The sequence below is a fragment of the Microtetraspora malaysiensis genome (assembly GCF_050947145.1).
GTDB classification, from domain to species: Bacteria; Actinomycetota; Actinomycetes; order Streptosporangiales; family Streptosporangiaceae; genus Microtetraspora_A; species Microtetraspora_A malaysiensis.
Window position 1 is genome coordinate 5,326,351 of record NZ_CP191998.1, and the last position, 17,633, is coordinate 5,343,983.

General features: G+C 69.9%; 16 protein-coding genes. 4 read left to right on the top strand and 12 right to left on the bottom strand.

Going from position 1 to position 17,633, the window contains the following annotated elements; all coding sequences use genetic code 11:
- Nucleotides 1-5: 5 nt before the first annotated feature.
- The 10 genes from ACQP1V_RS25260 to ACQP1V_RS25305 all read right to left on the bottom strand — a co-directional run bounded on the left by ACQP1V_RS25260 (nt 6) and on the right by ACQP1V_RS25305 (nt 12,233).
- A complete protein-coding gene (locus ACQP1V_RS25260; protein ID WP_433412326.1) occupies nt 6-1,226 on the bottom strand; it encodes an acetyl-CoA C-acetyltransferase in 1,221 nt (406 codons plus the stop codon).
- The gene (locus ACQP1V_RS25265) at nt 1,227-2,549 is read right to left on the bottom strand and encodes an NAD(P)/FAD-dependent oxidoreductase (RefSeq protein WP_433412328.1); all 1,323 of its coding nucleotides are present in this window, start codon (nt 2,547-2,549) and stop codon (nt 1,227-1,229) included.
- The gene (locus ACQP1V_RS25270; protein WP_433412330.1) at nt 2,546-4,360 is read right to left on the bottom strand and encodes a hydantoinase B/oxoprolinase family protein; all 1,815 of its coding nucleotides are present in this window, start codon (nt 4,358-4,360) and stop codon (nt 2,546-2,548) included. Before ACQP1V_RS25270 ends, ACQP1V_RS25265 begins: the two co-directional genes overlap by 4 nt.
- A 43-nt stretch (nt 4,361-4,403) precedes the next feature.
- Nucleotides 4,404-6,470 (bottom strand): hydantoinase/oxoprolinase family protein, encoded by a 2,067-nt coding sequence (locus ACQP1V_RS25275; RefSeq protein WP_433412332.1) that lies wholly within the window; start codon nt 6,468-6,470, stop codon nt 4,404-4,406.
- A 68-nt stretch (nt 6,471-6,538) separates the two neighbouring features.
- Nucleotides 6,539-7,450 (bottom strand): hypothetical protein, encoded by a 912-nt coding sequence (locus ACQP1V_RS25280; protein WP_433412334.1) that lies wholly within the window; start codon nt 7,448-7,450, stop codon nt 6,539-6,541.
- Nucleotides 7,447-8,427, bottom strand: coding sequence for a phosphotriesterase family protein (locus ACQP1V_RS25285; protein WP_433412336.1), 981 nt, complete (start codon nt 8,425-8,427; stop codon nt 7,447-7,449). Before ACQP1V_RS25285 ends, ACQP1V_RS25280 begins: the two co-directional genes overlap by 4 nt.
- Before the next feature lie 17 nt (nt 8,428-8,444).
- A complete protein-coding gene (locus ACQP1V_RS25290) occupies nt 8,445-9,251 on the bottom strand; it encodes an ABC transporter permease (RefSeq protein WP_433412338.1) in 807 nt (268 codons plus the stop codon).
- Between the two features lie 5 nt (nt 9,252-9,256).
- On the bottom strand, nt 9,257-10,132 hold the full coding sequence (locus ACQP1V_RS25295) for an ABC transporter permease (protein WP_433412340.1): 876 nt from the start codon (nt 10,130-10,132) through the stop codon (nt 9,257-9,259).
- Nucleotides 10,110-11,177 (bottom strand): ABC transporter ATP-binding protein, encoded by a 1,068-nt coding sequence (locus ACQP1V_RS25300; RefSeq protein ID WP_433412342.1) that lies wholly within the window; start codon nt 11,175-11,177, stop codon nt 10,110-10,112. The genes ACQP1V_RS25295 and ACQP1V_RS25300 overlap by 23 nt, the downstream gene beginning before the upstream one ends.
- 24 nt (nt 11,178-11,201) lie before the next feature.
- Entirely contained in the window at nt 11,202-12,233 is a 1,032-nt protein-coding gene (locus ACQP1V_RS25305) for an ABC transporter substrate-binding protein (protein ID WP_433412344.1), read from the bottom strand.
- 500 nt (nt 12,234-12,733) lie between these two features.
- Between ACQP1V_RS25305 and ACQP1V_RS25310 the strand changes: the two genes are divergently transcribed.
- Nucleotides 12,734-14,284 (top strand): PucR family transcriptional regulator, encoded by a 1,551-nt coding sequence (locus tag ACQP1V_RS25310; protein WP_433412346.1) that lies wholly within the window; start codon nt 12,734-12,736, stop codon nt 14,282-14,284.
- Nucleotides 14,285-14,325: 41 nt separating this feature from the next.
- Here ACQP1V_RS25310 and ACQP1V_RS25315 read toward each other — a convergent pair whose 3' ends face one another.
- Nucleotides 14,326-14,898 (bottom strand): TetR/AcrR family transcriptional regulator, encoded by a 573-nt coding sequence (locus tag ACQP1V_RS25315; protein ID WP_433412348.1) that lies wholly within the window; start codon nt 14,896-14,898, stop codon nt 14,326-14,328.
- 59 nt (nt 14,899-14,957) lie between these two features.
- Complete coding sequence (locus ACQP1V_RS25320) at nt 14,958-15,293, bottom strand: hypothetical protein (RefSeq protein ID WP_433411371.1); 336 nt, start codon at nt 15,291-15,293, stop codon at nt 14,958-14,960.
- Between the two features lie 100 nt (nt 15,294-15,393).
- Here ACQP1V_RS25320 and ACQP1V_RS25325 point away from each other — a divergent pair, with 100 nt between their 5' ends.
- The 3 genes from ACQP1V_RS25325 to ACQP1V_RS25335 all read left to right on the top strand — a co-directional run bounded on the left by ACQP1V_RS25325 (nt 15,394) and on the right by ACQP1V_RS25335 (nt 17,530).
- A complete protein-coding gene (locus ACQP1V_RS25325) occupies nt 15,394-16,527 on the top strand; it encodes an IS630 family transposase (protein ID WP_433411369.1) in 1,134 nt (377 codons plus the stop codon).
- A gap of 284 nt (nt 16,528-16,811) precedes the next feature.
- A complete protein-coding gene (locus tag ACQP1V_RS25330) occupies nt 16,812-17,333 on the top strand; it encodes a carboxymuconolactone decarboxylase family protein (RefSeq protein WP_433412349.1) in 522 nt (173 codons plus the stop codon).
- Nucleotides 17,330-17,530: a hypothetical protein gene (locus ACQP1V_RS25335; RefSeq protein WP_433412351.1), complete on the top strand. Its 201-nt coding sequence runs from the start codon at nt 17,330-17,332 to the stop codon at nt 17,528-17,530. The genes ACQP1V_RS25330 and ACQP1V_RS25335 overlap by 4 nt, the downstream gene beginning before the upstream one ends.
- Nucleotides 17,531-17,633 lie beyond the last annotated feature (103 nt).

Sequence of the window (17,633 nt, forward strand, 5' to 3'; positions counted from 1 at the left end):
CGCCGCTACCCGAGCCGCTCCACGATCATGGCCATGCCCTGCCCGCCGGCCGTGCACATCGTCTGCAGCCCGACCTGGCCATCGTGGAACTCCAGCGAATTCAGGAGCGTCGCCGTCAATCGTGCGCCGCTCATGCCGAACGGGTGCCCCATGGCGATGGCTCCCCCGTTCACGTTCAACCGGTCGTCGGGGATCTCCAGGTCCCGCTGGCAGGCCAGCACCTGCGCCGCGAACGCCTCGTTGATCTCGACCTGATCGATGTCGGCCATCGTCATCCCGGCTCGGCGGAGCACGGTGCGTGTCGCCTCGACCGGACCGAGGCCCATGATCTCGGGCGACAACGCGCTGACGGCGGTCGCCACGATGCGCGCCCGCGGCGTGAGTCCCAGCCCGCGGGCCTTGGCGTCGCTCATCACGACAAGCATCGCCGCGCCGTCGTTCAACGGGCAGCTGTTGCCGGCGGTGACCCGGCCGTCCGGCCGGAACACCGGCGGCAGCCCCGAGACCGCCTCGTACGTGACGCCGCGCCGCGGCCCGTCGTCGACGGCGACCAGCCGCCCGTCCGGCAGGCGTACCGGGCAGATCTCCCGCGCCCAGAATCCGGTGTCGGCCGCCTGCTCCGCGCGGTGCTGGGAGCGTTCGGCGAACCGGTCCATGTCCTCCCGCTCGATCCCCTTCAGCCAGGCCACGTTCTCGGCGGTCTGGCCCATCGGGATGTGCGCGTCGGGCAGCAGCCCGAGGTCCCGCGGGTCGTCCCACCCGCGGACCCGGTCGTCGACGCGCCGTGCGGTGCGCTCACCCGGCACGGCGAAGACCGCGTTCCTCGTGTCGGGCCACCCGTCGGCCGTTCCCCGGGCGAACCGGGAGACCGTCTCGACGCCGGCCGAGATATACGCCTCGCCCTCACCGGCCTTGATCGCGTGGAAGGCCATGCGGGTGGTCTGCATCGACGAGCCGCAGTACCTGTTGACGGTGGTTCCCGGGAGCCCGTCCAACCCCAACTGGATCGCCACGATGCGGGCCATGTTGAAGCCCGACTCCCCCGCGGGCTGCGCGCAGCCCAGCAGCAGGTCCTCGACGTCCGACGGAGCGACCTCCGGCACCAGTTCGAGGCCGTGCCGGATGACCTGGGCGACCAGGTCGTCCGGCCGCATCGACGCCAGCGAGCCCTTCACCGCGCGGCCGATGGGTGATCGCACCGCCGCGACAATGACCGCCTCCGGCATCTACGCCCCCCTCCGTCGCGACGCCGCCGGGCTGACCGGACGCGCCGCGCGGCGCCGCGCGGCGCGGGCCGGGTCGAATGGCCGCAGTTCCGGGACGTCCCGGCCGTCGACGAGCCGCGCCAGCAGGTGGGCGGTCGAGGGGGCCATCATCACGCCGAGCATGTTGTGACCGGTCGCCAGGAAGATCCGTGACCGGCCGGGCGCGGCCCCGATGAACGGGAGCCCGTCCGGGGTCATCGGGCGCGGCCCCATCCATTCGGCCGTGCGCCGCGACCACTCGACGCCGGTGAAGTACGGCGCCGCCGCGTTGACGACCTCCCGGATCCGGCCGCGGTTGAACCTGTCGTCCCGGGCGTCGAACTCCATCGTCCCCGCGATGCGCACGCCCGCGCCCAAGGGGACGGCGCCGACGTGGGCCTCCTCCAGCTTCAGCACCCGGGTCAGCGGGGCCGCGGGCGCGATGCCGAAGCTGTATCCCTTGCCCGGACGGATGGGGAGATCGAACCCCAGATCTCCGGTCAGCTCGGCCGAACCGGCGCCGGCCGCGATGACCACGTGCCCCGCGGCGAAGGTGTCGACCGTCGACTCGACGCGTACCTCGCGTCCCGACGACACGACGCGCGTCACCCGGGCGCCCTCATGGATCACGACCCCGCCGGCGCGCAGGGCGTCGGCGAGCGCGTCCACGAACGCGCCGGGGTCGACCCGCGCCTGGCCGGAGAGCACGAACCCGGACCTCGCCCGCTCGCCCAGGCACGGCTCCAGGGCCCGGAGTTCCGGCCCGTCCAGGATCTCGCCGAGGTCGCGGTCGACCGGATAGTGCTCGCGCAGGAACGCCCGCTTCCGCTCGGCCCGCTCTCGCGAGGGGAAGAGGTACAGGTATTCCCCCTTGGTGACCTCGACGCCGACCCCGCCGTCCGACAGTGCGGCGAACCGCTCGTCCGTGTCGGCTCCCAGCATGGCCAGCGCACGCACCCCGGCGCGGAAGCGCTCGGCGGTGGCGTTCCGCGCCATCCGCAGGAGGAACGTCCCCATGGTCAGCGCCGCGGCCGGGTGAACGTAGAGGGCGCTGTCCTTGCGGTACATGTTCTTCAGCGTGGTGCCGACGATGCCGGGCTGCGACAGCGGACCGACGATCGACGAGCAGATCTCCCCCGCGTTCCCGCGGGACGCTCCGCTGCCGACGCGGTCCCGTTCGAGGACGACGACCTGGTGACCTCGCCGGGCGAGTTCCCACGCGACGCAGAGTCCGACCACGCCGCCGCCGACGACGACCGTCGGCCCCGGCGCCGTTCCTCCCGTGTCCGCGCGCACGGCCGTCATGCTCGGCTCCGCGCCGCACGGAGGGCGGCCCGCCGCTCGGCGGTCGCCGGTTCGTCGACCTCGCCGGCGTCGGTGAACACGACGCCGTAGCGGTCCCGCGCGGCCTCGACGCTCACCTTGCGGTCGAGCACGTCGACCCGCACCCGGGCCGGATCCCGGTCCAGCGGGTCGCCGTACCCGCCACCGCCGGGCGTGTACAGGGTGACGGTGTCGTCGCGGTCGAGGCTCATCGTCGGGCCGGTCTGGTACCGCAGCACCTGCTCGGACTCCCCGCCTTCGTTAACGATCCATCGGCTCGGTGCGCCGCTGTGCCCGCCGAACAGGCCCTTCGGCGGGATGGCGGAGTACTGCGACGTGTGCGAGAACCGCGCGGCCTCGCCCTTCACCTGCCAGCTCAGTCTCAGGCCGAGGCCGCCGCGCCATCGGCCGGCCCCGCCGGAGTCGGTGTACAAGGCCTTCGACCGGTACAGCACGGGCGCTTCCCACTCGGAGCTCTCGATGGAGGGGCTGGCCACGTTGGTGATCCATCCCGGCATCGCGCTCAGGCCGTCCCGGCTCGCCCGGGCGCCGAGGCCGCCGGTGCTGGGGCCGGTGCCCATCCGCCACTCCTGGCGGGCCGAGATGTCGCCGCCGTCCGGATGGGTGGTGGTGTTCACCGCGGACCCGCGACCGTAGATGAGACCGCACGAGTTGGCCACCACCGCGTCCGGCAGCACCTCGGCCATGGCCTCGAAGATCATGTCCACGATCTGGTGCGTCACCGCCATCCGCTGGTAGACGGCCGCGGGCGGGGTCGGGTTCACGATGGACCCCTCGGGCGCGTCGATCGTCACCAGGTTGGCCGGTCCCTGGTTCTTCGGGATGTCCGGCGGCATCATCGCCAGCAATCCGAACAGGCAGGCCGAGATGGTCGCCGACTTCGGGCAGTTGATCGGCCCGGCGATCTGCTCGTCGGAGCCGGTGAAGTCGAAGGTGATCCGGTCGCCGGTGACCTTCATGGCGAGCCGCAGCCGGACCGGACCGCCCATGCTGCCGTCTTCGAGCAGCAGCTTCTCCGCCCGGTAGACGCCGTCCGGGATCCGCCGGACGTACTCCGCGGTGCGCCGTTCGGCGTACTGGATCTGCGCGTCGACCGCCCGCAGGACGACGTCGCGGCCGTACCGGTCCAGCAGGCGGCGGAAGCCGTCGGCGCCCACGTGCGCCCCGGACACCTGGGCCAGCAGATCACCGCGCTGCGCGTAGGGCACGCTGGTGTTCGTCAGGATCAGCTTGAGCAGGTCCTCGTCCAGGACGCCGCCGGAGTACAGCTTGACCGGCGGGATCCGCAGGCCCTCCTCGAAGATGCTCGTGTGCCAGTCGTTCGGGTCCAGACCGCCGGCCCCCGCCAGGTGCGCGAAGATCGTGGAGAAGCCGACCAGCTCGCCGTCCCAGAAGACCGGCTCGTAGACGATGAAGTCGGCCGTGTGGTGGGCGCCGACGCTGCCGTCCACGTACGGATCGTTGGTGAGGATGACGTCGCCGGGGACGAGCGTCTCCGGCGGGAAATGGTGCTTCAGCATGCCCTTGAGGCAGGGGCCGAGCGCGTTGAGATGCACCGGCACGTTGGCCCCTTCGGCGACCAGCCGGCCACTCGCGTCGAAGATCGACGACGAGCAGTCCTTCCCCTCCTTCAGCAGCAGGGAGTAGCTCGTCCGCGTCATCGTCTCGGTCATCTGCTCCGCGAGAGACTCCAGCGCGCTCCGGATGACCTCCACGGTCACCACGTCCAGGCCGCGGCCTTCGGCGACGTCTCGCGTATCCGCTGAGTTCACGAACTTCTCTTTCCTGTCTCGGGTCTCGTTCGGAGGGAGGCGCTCAGCGCGCGGTGAGCACGAGCGTGCCGATCGGGCTCACGGAGAGCTTCTGGTCGGGCCACATCACGGTGGTGCTGCCCGGCTCCTCGATGATCGCGGGCCCCTCGATGACATGGCCCGGCCGCAACAGCGCACGGTCGTAGACGGGGGTGTCCACCCGCTCGCCGAACACGACCTGGCGTCGTTCCTTGAGCGCCTCGTCGGCGCGGGAGGTGGTGGCGTCCGGCAGACGCGGGAAGGCGGGCTTGGCCGTCGCGGCGACCGCGGACACCCGCAGGCTCACCAGCTGCACCGGGTCCTTCGGGGAGGCGTGGCCGTAGCGCTGCTCGTGCAGCGCGTGGAAGGACGCGGCCAGGTGGTCGAGCGCCTGGTCGCCGTGCCCCTTCTCGAAGGGCACGACGAGTTCGAAGCTCTGGCCCCGGTACCGCATCTCCGCGGTCCGCGCGACGGTGATCCGGTCGATCGGGATGCCTTCGGACAGGAGTTCCTTGGCCGCGTCGGCCTCGAGCTGGTCGAACCATTCGTTCAGCGCGCCGACCTCGACCTCGTCCAGCGGGCAGAGCCGCGAGGCGACCGCGTCGCAGCTCTGGTCGGCGAGCAGCAGGCCCATCGCCGAGACGTTGCCGGGGTTCGGCGGGATGACCACGGTGGGGATGCCGAGCTCGCGGGCCGCGTCGCTGACGATCAGGCCGCCCGCTCCGCCGAAGCCGACGATCGCGAAATCACGCGGGTCAAGCCCGCGGGCGATGGACACCCGCCGGATCGCGCGGACGCTGTCGGCCGCGGCGATGGCGATCGCCCCGGCGGCCCAGCGCTCGGGGTCCCAGTCGTCGGTGTCGTTCCTGGACAGCGCGAGCGCGTCGTGCGCGGCCTGCCGGTCGAGCCGCTGGCGCCCCCCGAGGTAGTAGTCGGGGTTGAGCCGCCCGGTGACCACGGCCGCGTCGGTCAGGGTCGGCCGCGTCCCTCCGGCGCCGTAGCAGACCGGCCCCGGGCTGGCGCCCGCGCTGTCCGGTCCGACCCGCAGCGCGCCGCCCTCGTCGATCCAGACGATCGATCCCCCGCCGGACCCGATGGGGGTGATCTCGATGCTCGACATCTGGATCGGGTGGCCGAGCAGCTCGTCGCGCGGCACGACGATGGGGTCCCCGCCGATCGCCACCGCCAGGTCGGTGCTGGTGCCGCCCATGTCGTACGTGATGACGTTGGCGCATCCGACCTCGGCCGCGAAGTGGGAGCCCGCGATGGCTCCGGCCACCGGCCCCGAGTTGGCGACCCGGATCGGCTTCTCCGCGGCCTGCCGGAGACTGAACGTGCCGCCGCTCCCCTGCATGGTCAGCAGCGTGGCTCCGAAGCCGGCGGCTTCGGTCTGCTCGGCGAAGTCGACGAAGTGCGCGCTCAGCTTCGGCTTGACGTAGGCGTCGAGCGCGGTCGTGCTCGCGCGGTCGTACTCGGAGATGCGCGGGCTCACGACCGAGGAGAGCGACAGCGGGATGTCCGGCGCCTCCTCGGCCAGGATCTGGGCCACCCGCACCTCGTGGGCCGGCTGGGTGTAGCTGTGCAGCAGGCAGATGGCGACGCTTTCCAGGCCCAGTTCCTTGACGGCCGCGGCGATGCCGCGCACCTGCTCCTCGTCGAGCGGTTCCAGCTCGTGTCCGCGGAAGTCGTGGCGCTGGCGCACCTCGAAGCAGTGGCGGCGTTCGATGACCGGCCGGCTGGGCTCCCACTGGACGTCGTAGATGTTGCCGCTCCGGTAGGAGTTCCCGACCTCCAGGACGTCGCCGAATCCGGCGGTCGTGATCAGTCCCGCTGAGATGCGCTCTCCTTGAAGGATCATGTTCACCGCGACGGTCGTCCCGTAGACGACCGTGTGCACGTCTCCGGGCGCGGCGCCCGCCTTGTCGAGGATTCGCGCGGCTCCGGACAGTACGGCGTCGACTATTCGCCGGGGGGTCGAAGGAACTTTTTCGACCCAAATATTTCCGGTCTCTTCATCCAGCAATACGAGGTCTGTATGCGTGCCGCCAGTGTCGATTCCCAGTCGGTACATCCGGTTTCCCTGATTCTCCATAAGAAATTCACGCTCGGGGTCGGGGTCGTCCGCCGACTTTCGTCACTTTATGAGCCGGAGTTGTTCGGTCATATATCCAACTGTCCACAACCGCCGGACGGGTCGTGGCCATTTGGAGGCACGGTTCCGGCTCCTCCCGGGCGGGTGCTCATTCCCATGTCCTGAAGAAGCGCGCGCTCGGCGTCCGACCACGGGGCGGCCTCCTGGTCGGCGTCGGTCAGCAGCCGGGCGATCCTCGTGGTCGACCGGATCACGACCGCGCCGCCGGCCGGGTCGACGCCGCGCGAGGTCAGCTCGACCGAGGCCCGGCCCACGCGGGAGCACCGGGAGTGGAGCAGGATCTCCTGCCCGGCCGCCGCCTGTCCCAGGCAGAACGTGGTCCGGGCCACGACCAGGCGACCTCGGATGTTGTGCCGCCAGCCGGACGACGCGTCGTGCCTCGCCTCCTGCAGCAGGTCCGCCGCCGCGACGGGCGAAAGGGATCCGCCGCCCGCCCGGTCGCCGGCGCGTACCGGGACGACCAGCGACCACGGCCATCGGCCGGTCCGCGCGGGCGGCTCCGTCCCGGACGCGTGGCATGCGTGGGGCGTGTCGCGTTCGAGCGCGGTCGGCGCGGGCGGGCCGAGGAACACGTCCGCCGTCACACACTCCGTCATCCGGCCGTCAGGTCCGGCCGCGCCCACCTCACAGGTGATGAGCAGGCCCTCCGGCCGTTCGACGGGGATGGCGCGGACCGTGATCGGGGTTCCCACCGCCTGGACCGCACGGCGGTAGCGGATGTCCACCCATCGCCACGCGACCGCACTGGATCCGTCCCCGGCCCGGTCCGATCCTCCTGGCGGCCGCCATGCGGCGACCGCGCGGGACACCCCGACGTGGACGAACCTGAGCCAGGCGACGTTGTTGACATGCCCGGCGACGTCCAGATCGGAATATCGCACGGTCAGCTGATCCGGCCCGCGGTCGCCGGGCGCCGTCACCCGGCTTCCCCCGACAGCGCCCGCCGTGGATTCTCGATGAGAATGTGGTCCAGTTCTCCGGCGTCCACTCCGGCCTGCGCCAACCGCTTCGCGAAATGCCGGGAAATATAGTCGAACCCGCCGCCGCCGTACGCGTGCAAATGGTCCCTGCCGCACACGTCATGGCTCAGCAGGATGCTGTCGATGAAGCCGGCGCGGATCAGCGAGACGATGTGCGAGACGCGGGTGTTCAACGCGAATTCCGCCCCGGGGCGGATCGTGTCGAACTGGACGTAGCATCCGCTTCGCGCGAGGTCGAGGTGATATTCGGGGATGTTCACCGTGTCGCAATGGCCGATGATGACCCGGCCCGGCGACACCCCCTCCTCCAGCAGCAGGTCGAGCTGCCGGCGGCCCACCGGCCAGCGCGCCGCGTGCGTGCTGACCACCGCGTTGGTGCGGCGGGACGCGCGGGCCGAGGCGCGCAGGTTGCGCTCCTCCCTGGCCGAGATGAACCACTGGTCCGAGCCGACCTCGCCGATGAGTCCGGCCCTGATCCGCGTTCCGGCGAACCCCTCGACCAGGTCGCGGACCAGCAACTCGGAGATCGCGTCCACGCTCTTGCGGTCGAAGTCGTCGCCCAGGTAGGGATCGCGGTAGTGGCCGGTTCCCAGGACGATGCGCACGCCGGTCGCGACGGACAGCTCGTGCAACGCGGCGACGTTGTCCGGCGCCCTCGTGTGCTCGGCCGAGGCCGGCGGCCGGGCGCCGTACACGCCGCCCGGGTCGGGGCTCGCGCCCCAGGTCAGCTCCGCGGACGTCACGTCGACCAGGGTCACGCCGCCCGCTTCCTGGTAGCGATCGAGCTCCGACCTCATCAGCGGGAGATCCTGGATCAGCCCGGTGCCGCGGTACTCACGCAGCAGGTTGATGAAGACGTGTTCGTGCATGAGGGTGGCACCGAGCCGCGCGCCCTCGACGGCTCCGGTCGCGGTCATGATCTGCGTCATACCGATCAGCCCTTACTCAGGACGCGCTTAAGGCCGAGTGCCCGCTCGATCAGGGCGACGGCCGCGAGGGAGAACACGATGAGGACCACCGACAGCGCGGCGACCTGCGGATCGGTGTTGTTGGAGACGTAGCGGAACACCACCACCGGCAGGGTGGTGGTACCGGTGCCGACCACGAAGAGCGACACCACGGCCTCGTCGAAGGAGATGATGAACGACAGCGCCGCGCCCGCGACCAGGCCGGGCGTGATCAGCGGCAGGGTGATCCGGCGGAACGTCGTGACGGGGCCGGCCCCCAGGGTCCGCGCCGCCTGCTCGCAGGAGGGGTCGACCGCCTCGAGACTCATCATCACGGTGCGGACGACGTACGGAATGGTCAGGCCGAGGTGCGCGACGACCAGACCCGGATACGTGCCGACGAACCCCACCTGCCCGAGCACGAGCAGCAGGGCCAGGCCCAGCACGACGCTCGGGAGCAGCAAGGGCGAGGTGAACAGGCCGATCACCGCGTCCCGTCCACGAAAGCGGTGCCGCGTGAGCGCGAGGGCGGCGGTGACGCCGGCGACCAGCGAGACGACCGTCACGATCAGGCCGAGCAGCAGCGACACCCGCAGGCCCTCGAGGAACTCACCGTTGGCGGCCAGGTCGGCGTACCACCGCAGGGTCCAGTCCTTGGGCGGGAACTCCAGGTTGGGGCTGGCGCCGAAGGAGAGGACGAAGACCACGAGGAGCGGCGCCAGCAGGAACAGATAGCTGCAGACAACCACGATCCCGGCAAGGGTCCGGTAGATCAGCTCGGAGAGAGATCGCATTCCGCTCACCTTCCTTCAACCATGCGGAAGAGGCGCTGATAGAGGACCAGGAAGACTCCGAAGAGGAGCAACAGGAGCACGGACAGGGCCGACGCGCGCGGCCAGTCCAGCGTCGTCGTCGCCTGGTCGTAGATCTCGGTGGCGATCACGAATACCCGGCCGCCACCCATGAGCCGCGGCGTGATGAACGCGGAGACGGTCAGCACGAACACCATCAGCCCCCCGGTGAGCACGCCCGGCAGGCTCAGCGGGAACGTGATCCGGACGAAGCACCGCAGCCGCCCGGCGCCCAGCGATCCGGCCGCGTCCTCCAAGTCCTTGGAGACCCGGCCGAATCCGGCGATCATCGCGAGGATGGCGTACGGCATCATGATCTCGACGAGCGCGATGACCACGCCGGTGACGTTGTTGGTGAGCGTGAGCGGCTCGCCGATGATCCCTAGTTTGCTCAACGCGGAGTTCACGATGCCGTCGTCGGAGAGCAGGATCAGCCAGCCGAAGGTGCGTACGACCGACGACGTCAGCAGCGGCGCGATGGCCAGCGCCATCAGCAGCCCGCGCAGGCGGGAGCGGGTCCGCGCGAGGAAGAGCGCGATGGGGTACGACACCGCGACCGCCAGAACGGTGACCAGGACGCCGAGCCACAACGTGTGCCAGGCGACCTCCCACATGAAACCGTCGGTCAGCACGTCGACGTAGGAGCTCAGGCTCACGTCCGGCTGGAGCTCGGCCGGCCCGACGGTCCGGTTGAGGGACATGCGGGCCAGCCACACCAGCGGCACGACGAAGCTGACTCCGAGCGCCAGCAGCCCGGGAGTGAGCAGGGCGGCCGCCGCCGCCCTGCGCGTGCCGCCTTCGCTACTGCGGGATGACGTAGGCATCCGCGTCACCCCATCCGAGAGCGACCGTGGCGCCGGCCGTCAGCGGCCGGCCGCTGTGGGTCCGTTCCGCCGTGACGCGGGTGCCGTTGACGTCGATCACGACGGACTCGACGTCGCCGAGATAGCTCGACTGCACGACGCGCCCCTTCAACTCGTTCGCCGTCTGCTCGGCGGGATCGATCCGCACCCGGTGCGGCCGGACCATCACCGTCGCGGTCGCCCCGTCGGTTCGCGCGGCGCGTACGGACACGGTCCCGAGCCCGTCGACCTCCAGCCGCAGCACGCCGTCGCTCTGACCGGCCACCCGACCGTCGAACATGTTGGTCCGGCCGATGAAGTCCGCGACGAACTGGTTCTCCGGGGTCTCGTACACGGCCCACGGCTCGCCCACCTGCTCGACGCGGCCTTCGGACATCACCACGAGCCGGTCGGACATCGCCAGCGCCTCGTCCTGGTCGTGGGTGACGAACACCGTGGTGATCCCGGTCTCCTGCTGGATCCGCCGGATCTCGACGCGAAGCTCCTCACGCAGCTTCGCGTCGAGGTTGCTCAGCGGCTCGTCCAGCAGCAGCACGGTCGGCTCGATGACCAACGCCCGCGCCAGGGCGATGCGCTGCGCCTGGCCGCCGGAGAGCTGGCTCACCCGGCGGTTCGCGAGGTGCGCCAGGTGAACCATGTCGAGGGCGTCGGCGACTCGACGCCGGCGTTCGCTTTTGGCGACCCGGCGCATCTGCAGGCCGAAGTCGACGTTCTCTCCTACCGACATGTGCGGGAACAACGCGTAGGACTGGAACACCAGGCCCATGTCTCGCTTGTGAACAGGGCGGTTGGTTATGTCGGTCCCGCCGACACGGATGTGGCCGGATGTGGGGGCGATCAGACCTGCGATCATGCGCAGTGTCGTGGTCTTGCCACAACCCGACGGTCCGAGCAGTGAGATGAACTCACCGCGCGCGACGTCGATGTCGACGTCGTGCACGGCCGAGCGGGACTGGTTCGGATAGGTCTTCGTTAGTTTGCTGAGTGCGAGATACGCGTCTTCCACACTGGACTCCTGATCTGCCCGGAACTACTGCGAGATGACGTCCTTGCGCCAGATCTCGGTCCACTGGGCGCGCTGCTCGGCGAGCCAGCTCCAGTCGACTGCGATCATGGTCTTGAGCTTCTCCGGCGTCATCACGGTCCGCTGGGCGACCTCGTCGTCGACCTTGGCCAGCGTGTTGGTCGGCGCGTAGAACATCTCCGCGGCGAACCGGGCCTGCGCGTCGGGGCTCAGCGCGTAGTCGATGAACGACTGCGCGGCGCTCGCCCGCTTGCCGCCCTTGACCAGGTTGATGGTGTTGACCTGCATGATGCTGCCTTCCTTCGGCAGGACCACGTTCAGCGCGCCGTCGGATTCGTCGTGCTGCAGCTGGCTGCGCGCGTTCCAGGCCAGGGCCAGGTGCACCTTTCCGGACTTGACCAGCGTGTACGTGTCCGGCTGGGGGTTCCAGGTCTGCACGGACGGCGCGAGCTCGCGCAGCCGCTTGATCGCCGGATCGATGGAGGTCTGGTAGTCCCCGCCGAGGTCCTTGCTCAGGACGATGGTCAGCCCGATCCCGTCCAGCTGCGGCGGCGCGCTGATCGAGATCTTCCCCTTGTACGCGGGATCCCAGAGGTCGTTCCACGACGTCGGCGGCGTGGTCACGGCCTTGGTGTTGTAGACGAGCGCCAGGTTGTCGAAGGTGACGCCCGGACCGTAGCCGTCGCGGACCTTCGCGTGCTCGCTGAGGTCCTTCATGTTGGGGACCGCCGCGGGGTCCAGCGGCGTGAAGATGCCCTCCTTGTTCGCGCTCTCGGCGACGGAGAGGTCCATGATCGCGAGGTCGACCGTGGGGTTGCTCTTCTGGGTACGCAGCCTGCCGAGCATCTCCGCGGACGAGACGACCGGGTCGTATTCCACCTTGATCTTCGGGTTCGCGGCCTCGAAGGGCTGGACGACCGCCTTGATATACTTTTCCTTGAATCCACCGGTCGCGTAGGCCATCAGACGGATAGTCGTCGTGCCGTCGCCGGCCTCATCCGAGGTGCCGCCGGCCGAGCAGGCGGAAAGCGCCGTCACCGGAGCAAGCAGAAGCGGCAGTAACGCTTTCTTCGACATTCTTCGCACCACGGTTATCTCCCGCTCTTGGGTCACTGCGGCAGCCGGCCACTCGCCCCCTCCGGGCGCCGGCCCGCACGGCTTGTCACGATCCATCGCGGCCACCGCGTTGGATCGGTCGTAAGAGAGTCACACGTCGCCCGAATCACGTCAGCCGACGGATGGACAGTCTGGACGGCGCCTACCTGGCCAAGTGGCCAATGCGAAACGCGGCGATCGGTGCGTCCGGCGCTTCCGGTCCCGCCGCCGACGCGGTCAGGATGGCCATCGGGCCTGACGGGCGTTCTGTCCGCCTTCGCGGCACTTTGGGCAAAAACGGTAAAGTACCGGTGCCGACCAGTGGGCGTCGGCTGCGCGGCACGACCCCGGGCGCGCCATCGCCGGCAGGGAGTTCACAGACCGTGACGGCCCAGGTCGTGACGGGCTCCAGCCGACAGCACAGCACACAGGGAGAGATACGTTTGACGCGCGCCAGCACATCCAGTGTGTTCGACGTGTCCTCGTCCGCGGCGCTGAGCGCGCTCGAACACCCGACCACGTTCATCCGGAAGACCGCCGAGGCGGCGCTCCCGGTGGAGGCCGTCGCCGCGGAGCCGCCGGCCTTCCACGGACGCGGGGAGATCCTGGTCGTGGACGCCGCCGCCCTCCCGGCCGCCCTCGCCAGGATCCGCGAACTGCCCCGCCCCGCCGGGACCCTCGTGGTGGTCGGCATGGAGGCGGCCGAGGCCAGACCGGCCCTCACGGCGGACGCCGCGATGTCCGGGCTCTCCCTGGCGTGCTGCCCCCGCCCCGTCGACGCCGCGACGTACGCGCGGGACCTGCGGCGGCTCGTGGAGAGCCTCCGCCGGGCGAGCCTGACCCGGATCCTGAAACTGCACGATTCGCTCGTCGCCGCGGTCATGGCGGGCGCCGACCTGGAAACGATCCTGAAGCTGACCGCCCGCCAGGTGTCCGGGTTCGACGCGATGTTCGTCGACTACACCGGCGTCGTCGTCTCCTCATGGAGTCACCGCGGCCAGCGCAGCCTGAACGTGCCCGCCGAGCTCGACGCCGTGCTGAGGACGTCTCCCCCCATCGACACGACGCAGGTCGAGCTGGACGACGGCCGCTTCGCGGTCCTGGTCGGCGTGGGCCTGCACGACCAGGTCGAAGGTTCCATCGTGTACGTCGGCGGCCGCCGGCTGGCCTCCGCCGAGCTCGTCCTGGTCGAGCGCGCCCGCTCGGCCATGCTGCTCCGCTTCGCGCGGGAGAAGTCCCGGCGCGACGCCCAGCGCTCCACGGTCGAGCAACTCCTGCGCGCCGCGGTGGACGGGTCGATGAACCACGGCGAGCTGGCGCTCGCGCTGCGCGGGCTCGGGCTCGAACCCGCCGAGGGATATCGGGTCCTCGCGGTGCGGCTCGACCGGGGCACTCCCGAGAGCCGGGCGTTCACCCTGCTTGAGGACGTCGCGGCGGCGAGCACGAGACCCATCGTCGGCGGCCTGCAGGGAAAGATCTTCTGCCTGGTCCAGCCGGTCGACAGCACGGTGCCCGAGGACTTCCTGCAGGCATGCCGGACCCGCGGGTGGAAGGCGGTCACGATCGGCCGCAGCCGGCCCAAGACCGACGCCGAGAGCCTCGCCCTGGCGATCCGCGAGTCCGCGACGGCCAGCCAGTTCTCCGGGCAGACGGCCGGCCAGATTCACGACGTCACATCGCTCGGGCTGCCCGGCCTGCTCGCGGGACTCGACCCGCAGAACGTGATGAGGCCGTTCGCCGACACCCTGCTCGGCGAGCTGATCAGCCATGACGCCGCCAACAACACGGAGCTGGTCAGCACCCTGACCGCCTTCTTCGACACGGGCTGCCGTCCCGGCCCCACCGCCGAGAAGCTGTGCATCCACCGGCACACCCTCTCCTACCGGCTCGATCGCGTCGCCCAGCTCACCGGGAAGGACCCGCGCAGCCCGGAGTGGATGCTGAGCTTCGGGATCGCGTTGCAGATGCATGCCATCCTGCAAACCGGACTCTGAGGACGACGAGGCAGCCTGTCTGGCGGGGGCACCGCCAGAGATCAATCAGCCGTACCCGGATTCGGTGACGGGCCACCGGCGAGCAGCGCCGCCGCCACCGCGCGTGCCCGGCCGGCGGGAGCAGGGGTGCGCTCCCGCACCGCGGTGACGATCGCGCCGTCCATGAGCAGGGCGATCGCCCGCGCCGTCTCGTCGGCGTGCGGGTGGCCCGACTCGGCGAGAAGGCGCGCGACGTAGGACACGACCCGCTCCTTGTGCTCGGCGGCGACACGGTGGGCAGGGCTGTCCGGGTCGGCCGACTCGACCATGGTGTTGATGAACGCGCAGCCGCGGAAGTCGGCGCGGGCGAACCGCTCGGCCAGCGCGTCGAAGACGCTGAGCGGATCGCCGCCGAGCGCACTCACCCGCTCGGCCATCCAGGCCCGCCAGTTCTCGTCACGCCGTCGCAGGACCGCCACGACCAGGTCGTCCTTGCCGGGGAAGTGGCGATACAAGGAGGCGCGCCCCACACCGGACACCGTGAGGATGCGTTCCACGCCGACGGACTTGATCCCTTCGGCGTAGAAGAGTTCTTCCGCGGTGGCGAGAAGTCGCTCGCGCGCGTTCCTTGGCATTCCCCCATGCTAGTGCAGTGCCGCAAAGATCCCTGAGGGGTTCAGGTGATCACTCGGAGTCAACCCTCTGATTCTGCAAGGTGGACACGGCAGGCACACTCCAGTGCCTCGCTGGGCGTGCCGACGCGGCTGCCGCTCGGCAGGATCGAGGGCTCGTAATCCTCGCTACTGGCCCGGTAGATCGCGAACCCCCAGGCGTCGGGATCGCCGAGGTACTCGATCCGGGCCAGCGGGAAACCCTCATCGCTTTCGTCGTCATCGAAATGCCCGGTCAGATAGCCGAAAGAGCCCTTCCAGCGGACGGTCACCTCTCCCAGCTGAGGCCAGTGCGTGAAGGCATAGGAATCGGCGTCCTCTTCGACGAGGACTTTGACCTGCTTGGGCGGTACCGGCATGGTGACGATTGTGGCCGATAGCGGTGTGTTGGTCCCGCTTCGACACCGTCAGCACTGCATCCTCGGGCGATCACTCGTGACCACCGAAGGATGGGAGTTCATGGCTGGACCGGTCAGCGAGGTCGTCATCACCATCGGTCATCGCCGCAGGAGGCGCCTCAACAAAATCATCAGCAGGCACTCCAGCCCGCAGTCGTTGGTGCTGCGCGCCCGGATCATCGTGCTGATCGCCGACGAGCGCCTGCCGGTGGCCGCGGTCGCCGAACGCTTGTCCACGACAGAGACGACCGTCCGTAAATGGCGCGACCGGTTCGCCGCGGGCGGCATCAAGGGGCTGGTCGACCTGCCCCGGCCGGGCCGCCCCGAACTCTACGGCCCCCAGGTGCGGTTACGGGTGATCGCCTGCGCAACCAGCACCCCGCCCGAGGGACAGGCGGCCTGGACGCACACGACGATCGCCGCCCACCTGGCCGATACCGGAATCTCCGCCTCCCAGATCGGGCGGATCCTGGCCGAGGCCGACCTGCGGCCGCACCGCGTCCGGGGCTGGCTCAACCGGCTCGACGATGAGCAGTTCTGGCACCTGGCCGGCGCCGTCTGCGACCTGTACCTCAACCCGCCCGAAGGTGCGGTCCTGCTCAGCGTGGACGAAAAGACCGGAATCCAAGCCAAATCCCGTAAACACCCCGAGATCTGCGCTCGGCCCGGCCGGCCCGGCCATGCCGCCCGGCGGGAGTTCGAATACATCCGCCACGGCACCGTCTCCATCCTCGCCGCGATGGACGTCCTGACCGGCCAGATCCTGGCCGAACGAATCGACCGCAACACATCTGCGACCTTCATCGCCTTCCTCATCCTGCTCGATCAGATGATCGACCCGGCCCTGGACATCCACCTGATCCTGGACAACGGCGCCAGCCACACCTCCAAGGCCACCCGCGCCTGGCTGGCCGCCCACCCCCGGTTCACGGTCACCTACACGCCCAAGCACGCCAGCTGGCTCAACATGATCGAGATGTGGTTCTCCGTGCTGACCCGCCGCCTTCTCCGCCGCGGTGATTTCACCTCCCGCGAGAACCTGATGCAGCAGATCGACACGTTCACGATCCGCCATAACGCCACCGCGCAGCCGTACCGGTGGCGCTACGACGCACGCGCCGACCACATCCGCTACCTCACCCGGCGCGATCAGGAACGGACACGTGCCGCACTCTTGAAGAAGACAGCAAGTTGAGCACGTACCGTTACGACTCGGACCCCTTAAGGATCTTTGCGGCGCTGCACTAGGTCGTGTCTGACAAATCAAGCCCTGCTGCGCGCGGCCCAGACGGCGCCTCGCTGCGTTGTCGTCGTCGGCCGTAGGCTCCGCTACGGCCTCCTCCTCCGCCTTGCGATGCATCCATCTGGATCCGCGCTCGCGACGGGCAGCATTTGTCAGACACTCCTTAGCCCGGCTTGACCAAAACGGAACCGATCAGTACCGTTCGCAAACGGAACCACTCAGTACCGTTTGGAGAAATGATGTCTCGGCTGCCCCAACTGACCGAAGACGCCGACGGCCTGCTCGAAGAGACACGGCGCCAGCTCGGCAAGGTGCCCAACCTCTACGCGGCCCTCGCGAACGGCCCCGCCGCCCTGGCCGGATACCTGGCCATGCGCGACCACCTGACCCGTGGGGTGCTCCGGGCCCGGCTCCGCGAGAAGATCGCGCTGCTGGTCGCGCAGGAGAACCGGTGCACGTACTGCGTGAGCGCGCACACGATGCGGGGCAAGCGGATGGGCATGACCGATGAGGAGCTGGCCCTGACCCGTGAGGCCGGAGACGCCGACCCCCACGACGACGCGGTGCTGCGCCTCACCCGGGAGATCATCCGTACCGGGGGCCGGGTCGGCGACGAGGAGCTCGCGCGCGCCCGCGCGGAGAACGTGACGGATGCCGAGCTCGCCGAGATCGTCGCCCACGTCGCGCTCAACACGCTGTCCAACTACTTCAACCACCTGGCCCAGCCGGACCTCGACTTCCCCGAGGTCGCCGTATGAACCGGGACTGGAGAAACGGATCGGTCGAGCTGGTCGACGGCTACACGATCACGGATGGAGAGGGTCGCGCGGTCGGCGCCGCGCAGGGAGTCCGCTTCACCATCGAGGGCGGTTTCGTGAACATCGAGGTGCCCGGCGTCGCCGAGGTCCAGGTCGTCTCGGCGCCGGCCGTCCGGCGCATCGTCTGCCATCGGTGAGGGGGCGATCCGGAGGAAAGGCGCGCTATCCCTTCCCTCCGGATGCCGTCGCCTCGCCGCCGAGGGCACGGCCGCACGACCTGCGGCAGGCGGCGGTCTCGCG

Excerpts from the sequence above, each read along its gene's own strand:
- ACQP1V_RS25325 (WP_433411369.1), top strand. The coding sequence starts at position 15,394 with ATGGCTGGACCGGTCAGCGAGGTCGTCATCACCATCGGTCATCGCCGC.
- ACQP1V_RS25335 (WP_433412351.1), top strand. The coding sequence starts at position 17,330 with ATGAACCGGGACTGGAGAAACGGATCGGTCGAGCTGGTCGACGGCTAC.
- ACQP1V_RS25285 (WP_433412336.1), bottom strand. The coding sequence starts at position 8,427 with ATGACCGCGACCGGAGCCGTCGAGGGCGCGCGGCTCGGTGCCACCCTC.
- ACQP1V_RS25330 (WP_433412349.1), top strand. The coding sequence starts at position 16,812 with ATGATGTCTCGGCTGCCCCAACTGACCGAAGACGCCGACGGCCTGCTC.
- ACQP1V_RS25265 (WP_433412328.1), bottom strand. The coding sequence starts at position 2,549 with ATGACGGCCGTGCGCGCGGACACGGGAGGAACGGCGCCGGGGCCGACG.
- ACQP1V_RS25260 (WP_433412326.1), bottom strand. The coding sequence starts at position 1,226 with ATGCCGGAGGCGGTCATTGTCGCGGCGGTGCGATCACCCATCGGCCGC.
- ACQP1V_RS25275 (WP_433412332.1), bottom strand. The coding sequence starts at position 6,470 with ATGGAGAATCAGGGAAACCGGATGTACCGACTGGGAATCGACACTGGC.
- ACQP1V_RS25315 (WP_433412348.1), bottom strand. The coding sequence starts at position 14,898 with ATGCCAAGGAACGCGCGCGAGCGACTTCTCGCCACCGCGGAAGAACTC.
- ACQP1V_RS25295 (WP_433412340.1), bottom strand. The coding sequence starts at position 10,132 with ATGCCTACGTCATCCCGCAGTAGCGAAGGCGGCACGCGCAGGGCGGCG.
- ACQP1V_RS25290 (WP_433412338.1), bottom strand. The coding sequence starts at position 9,251 with ATGCGATCTCTCTCCGAGCTGATCTACCGGACCCTTGCCGGGATCGTG.
- ACQP1V_RS25320 (WP_433411371.1), bottom strand. The coding sequence starts at position 15,293 with ATGCCGGTACCGCCCAAGCAGGTCAAAGTCCTCGTCGAAGAGGACGCC.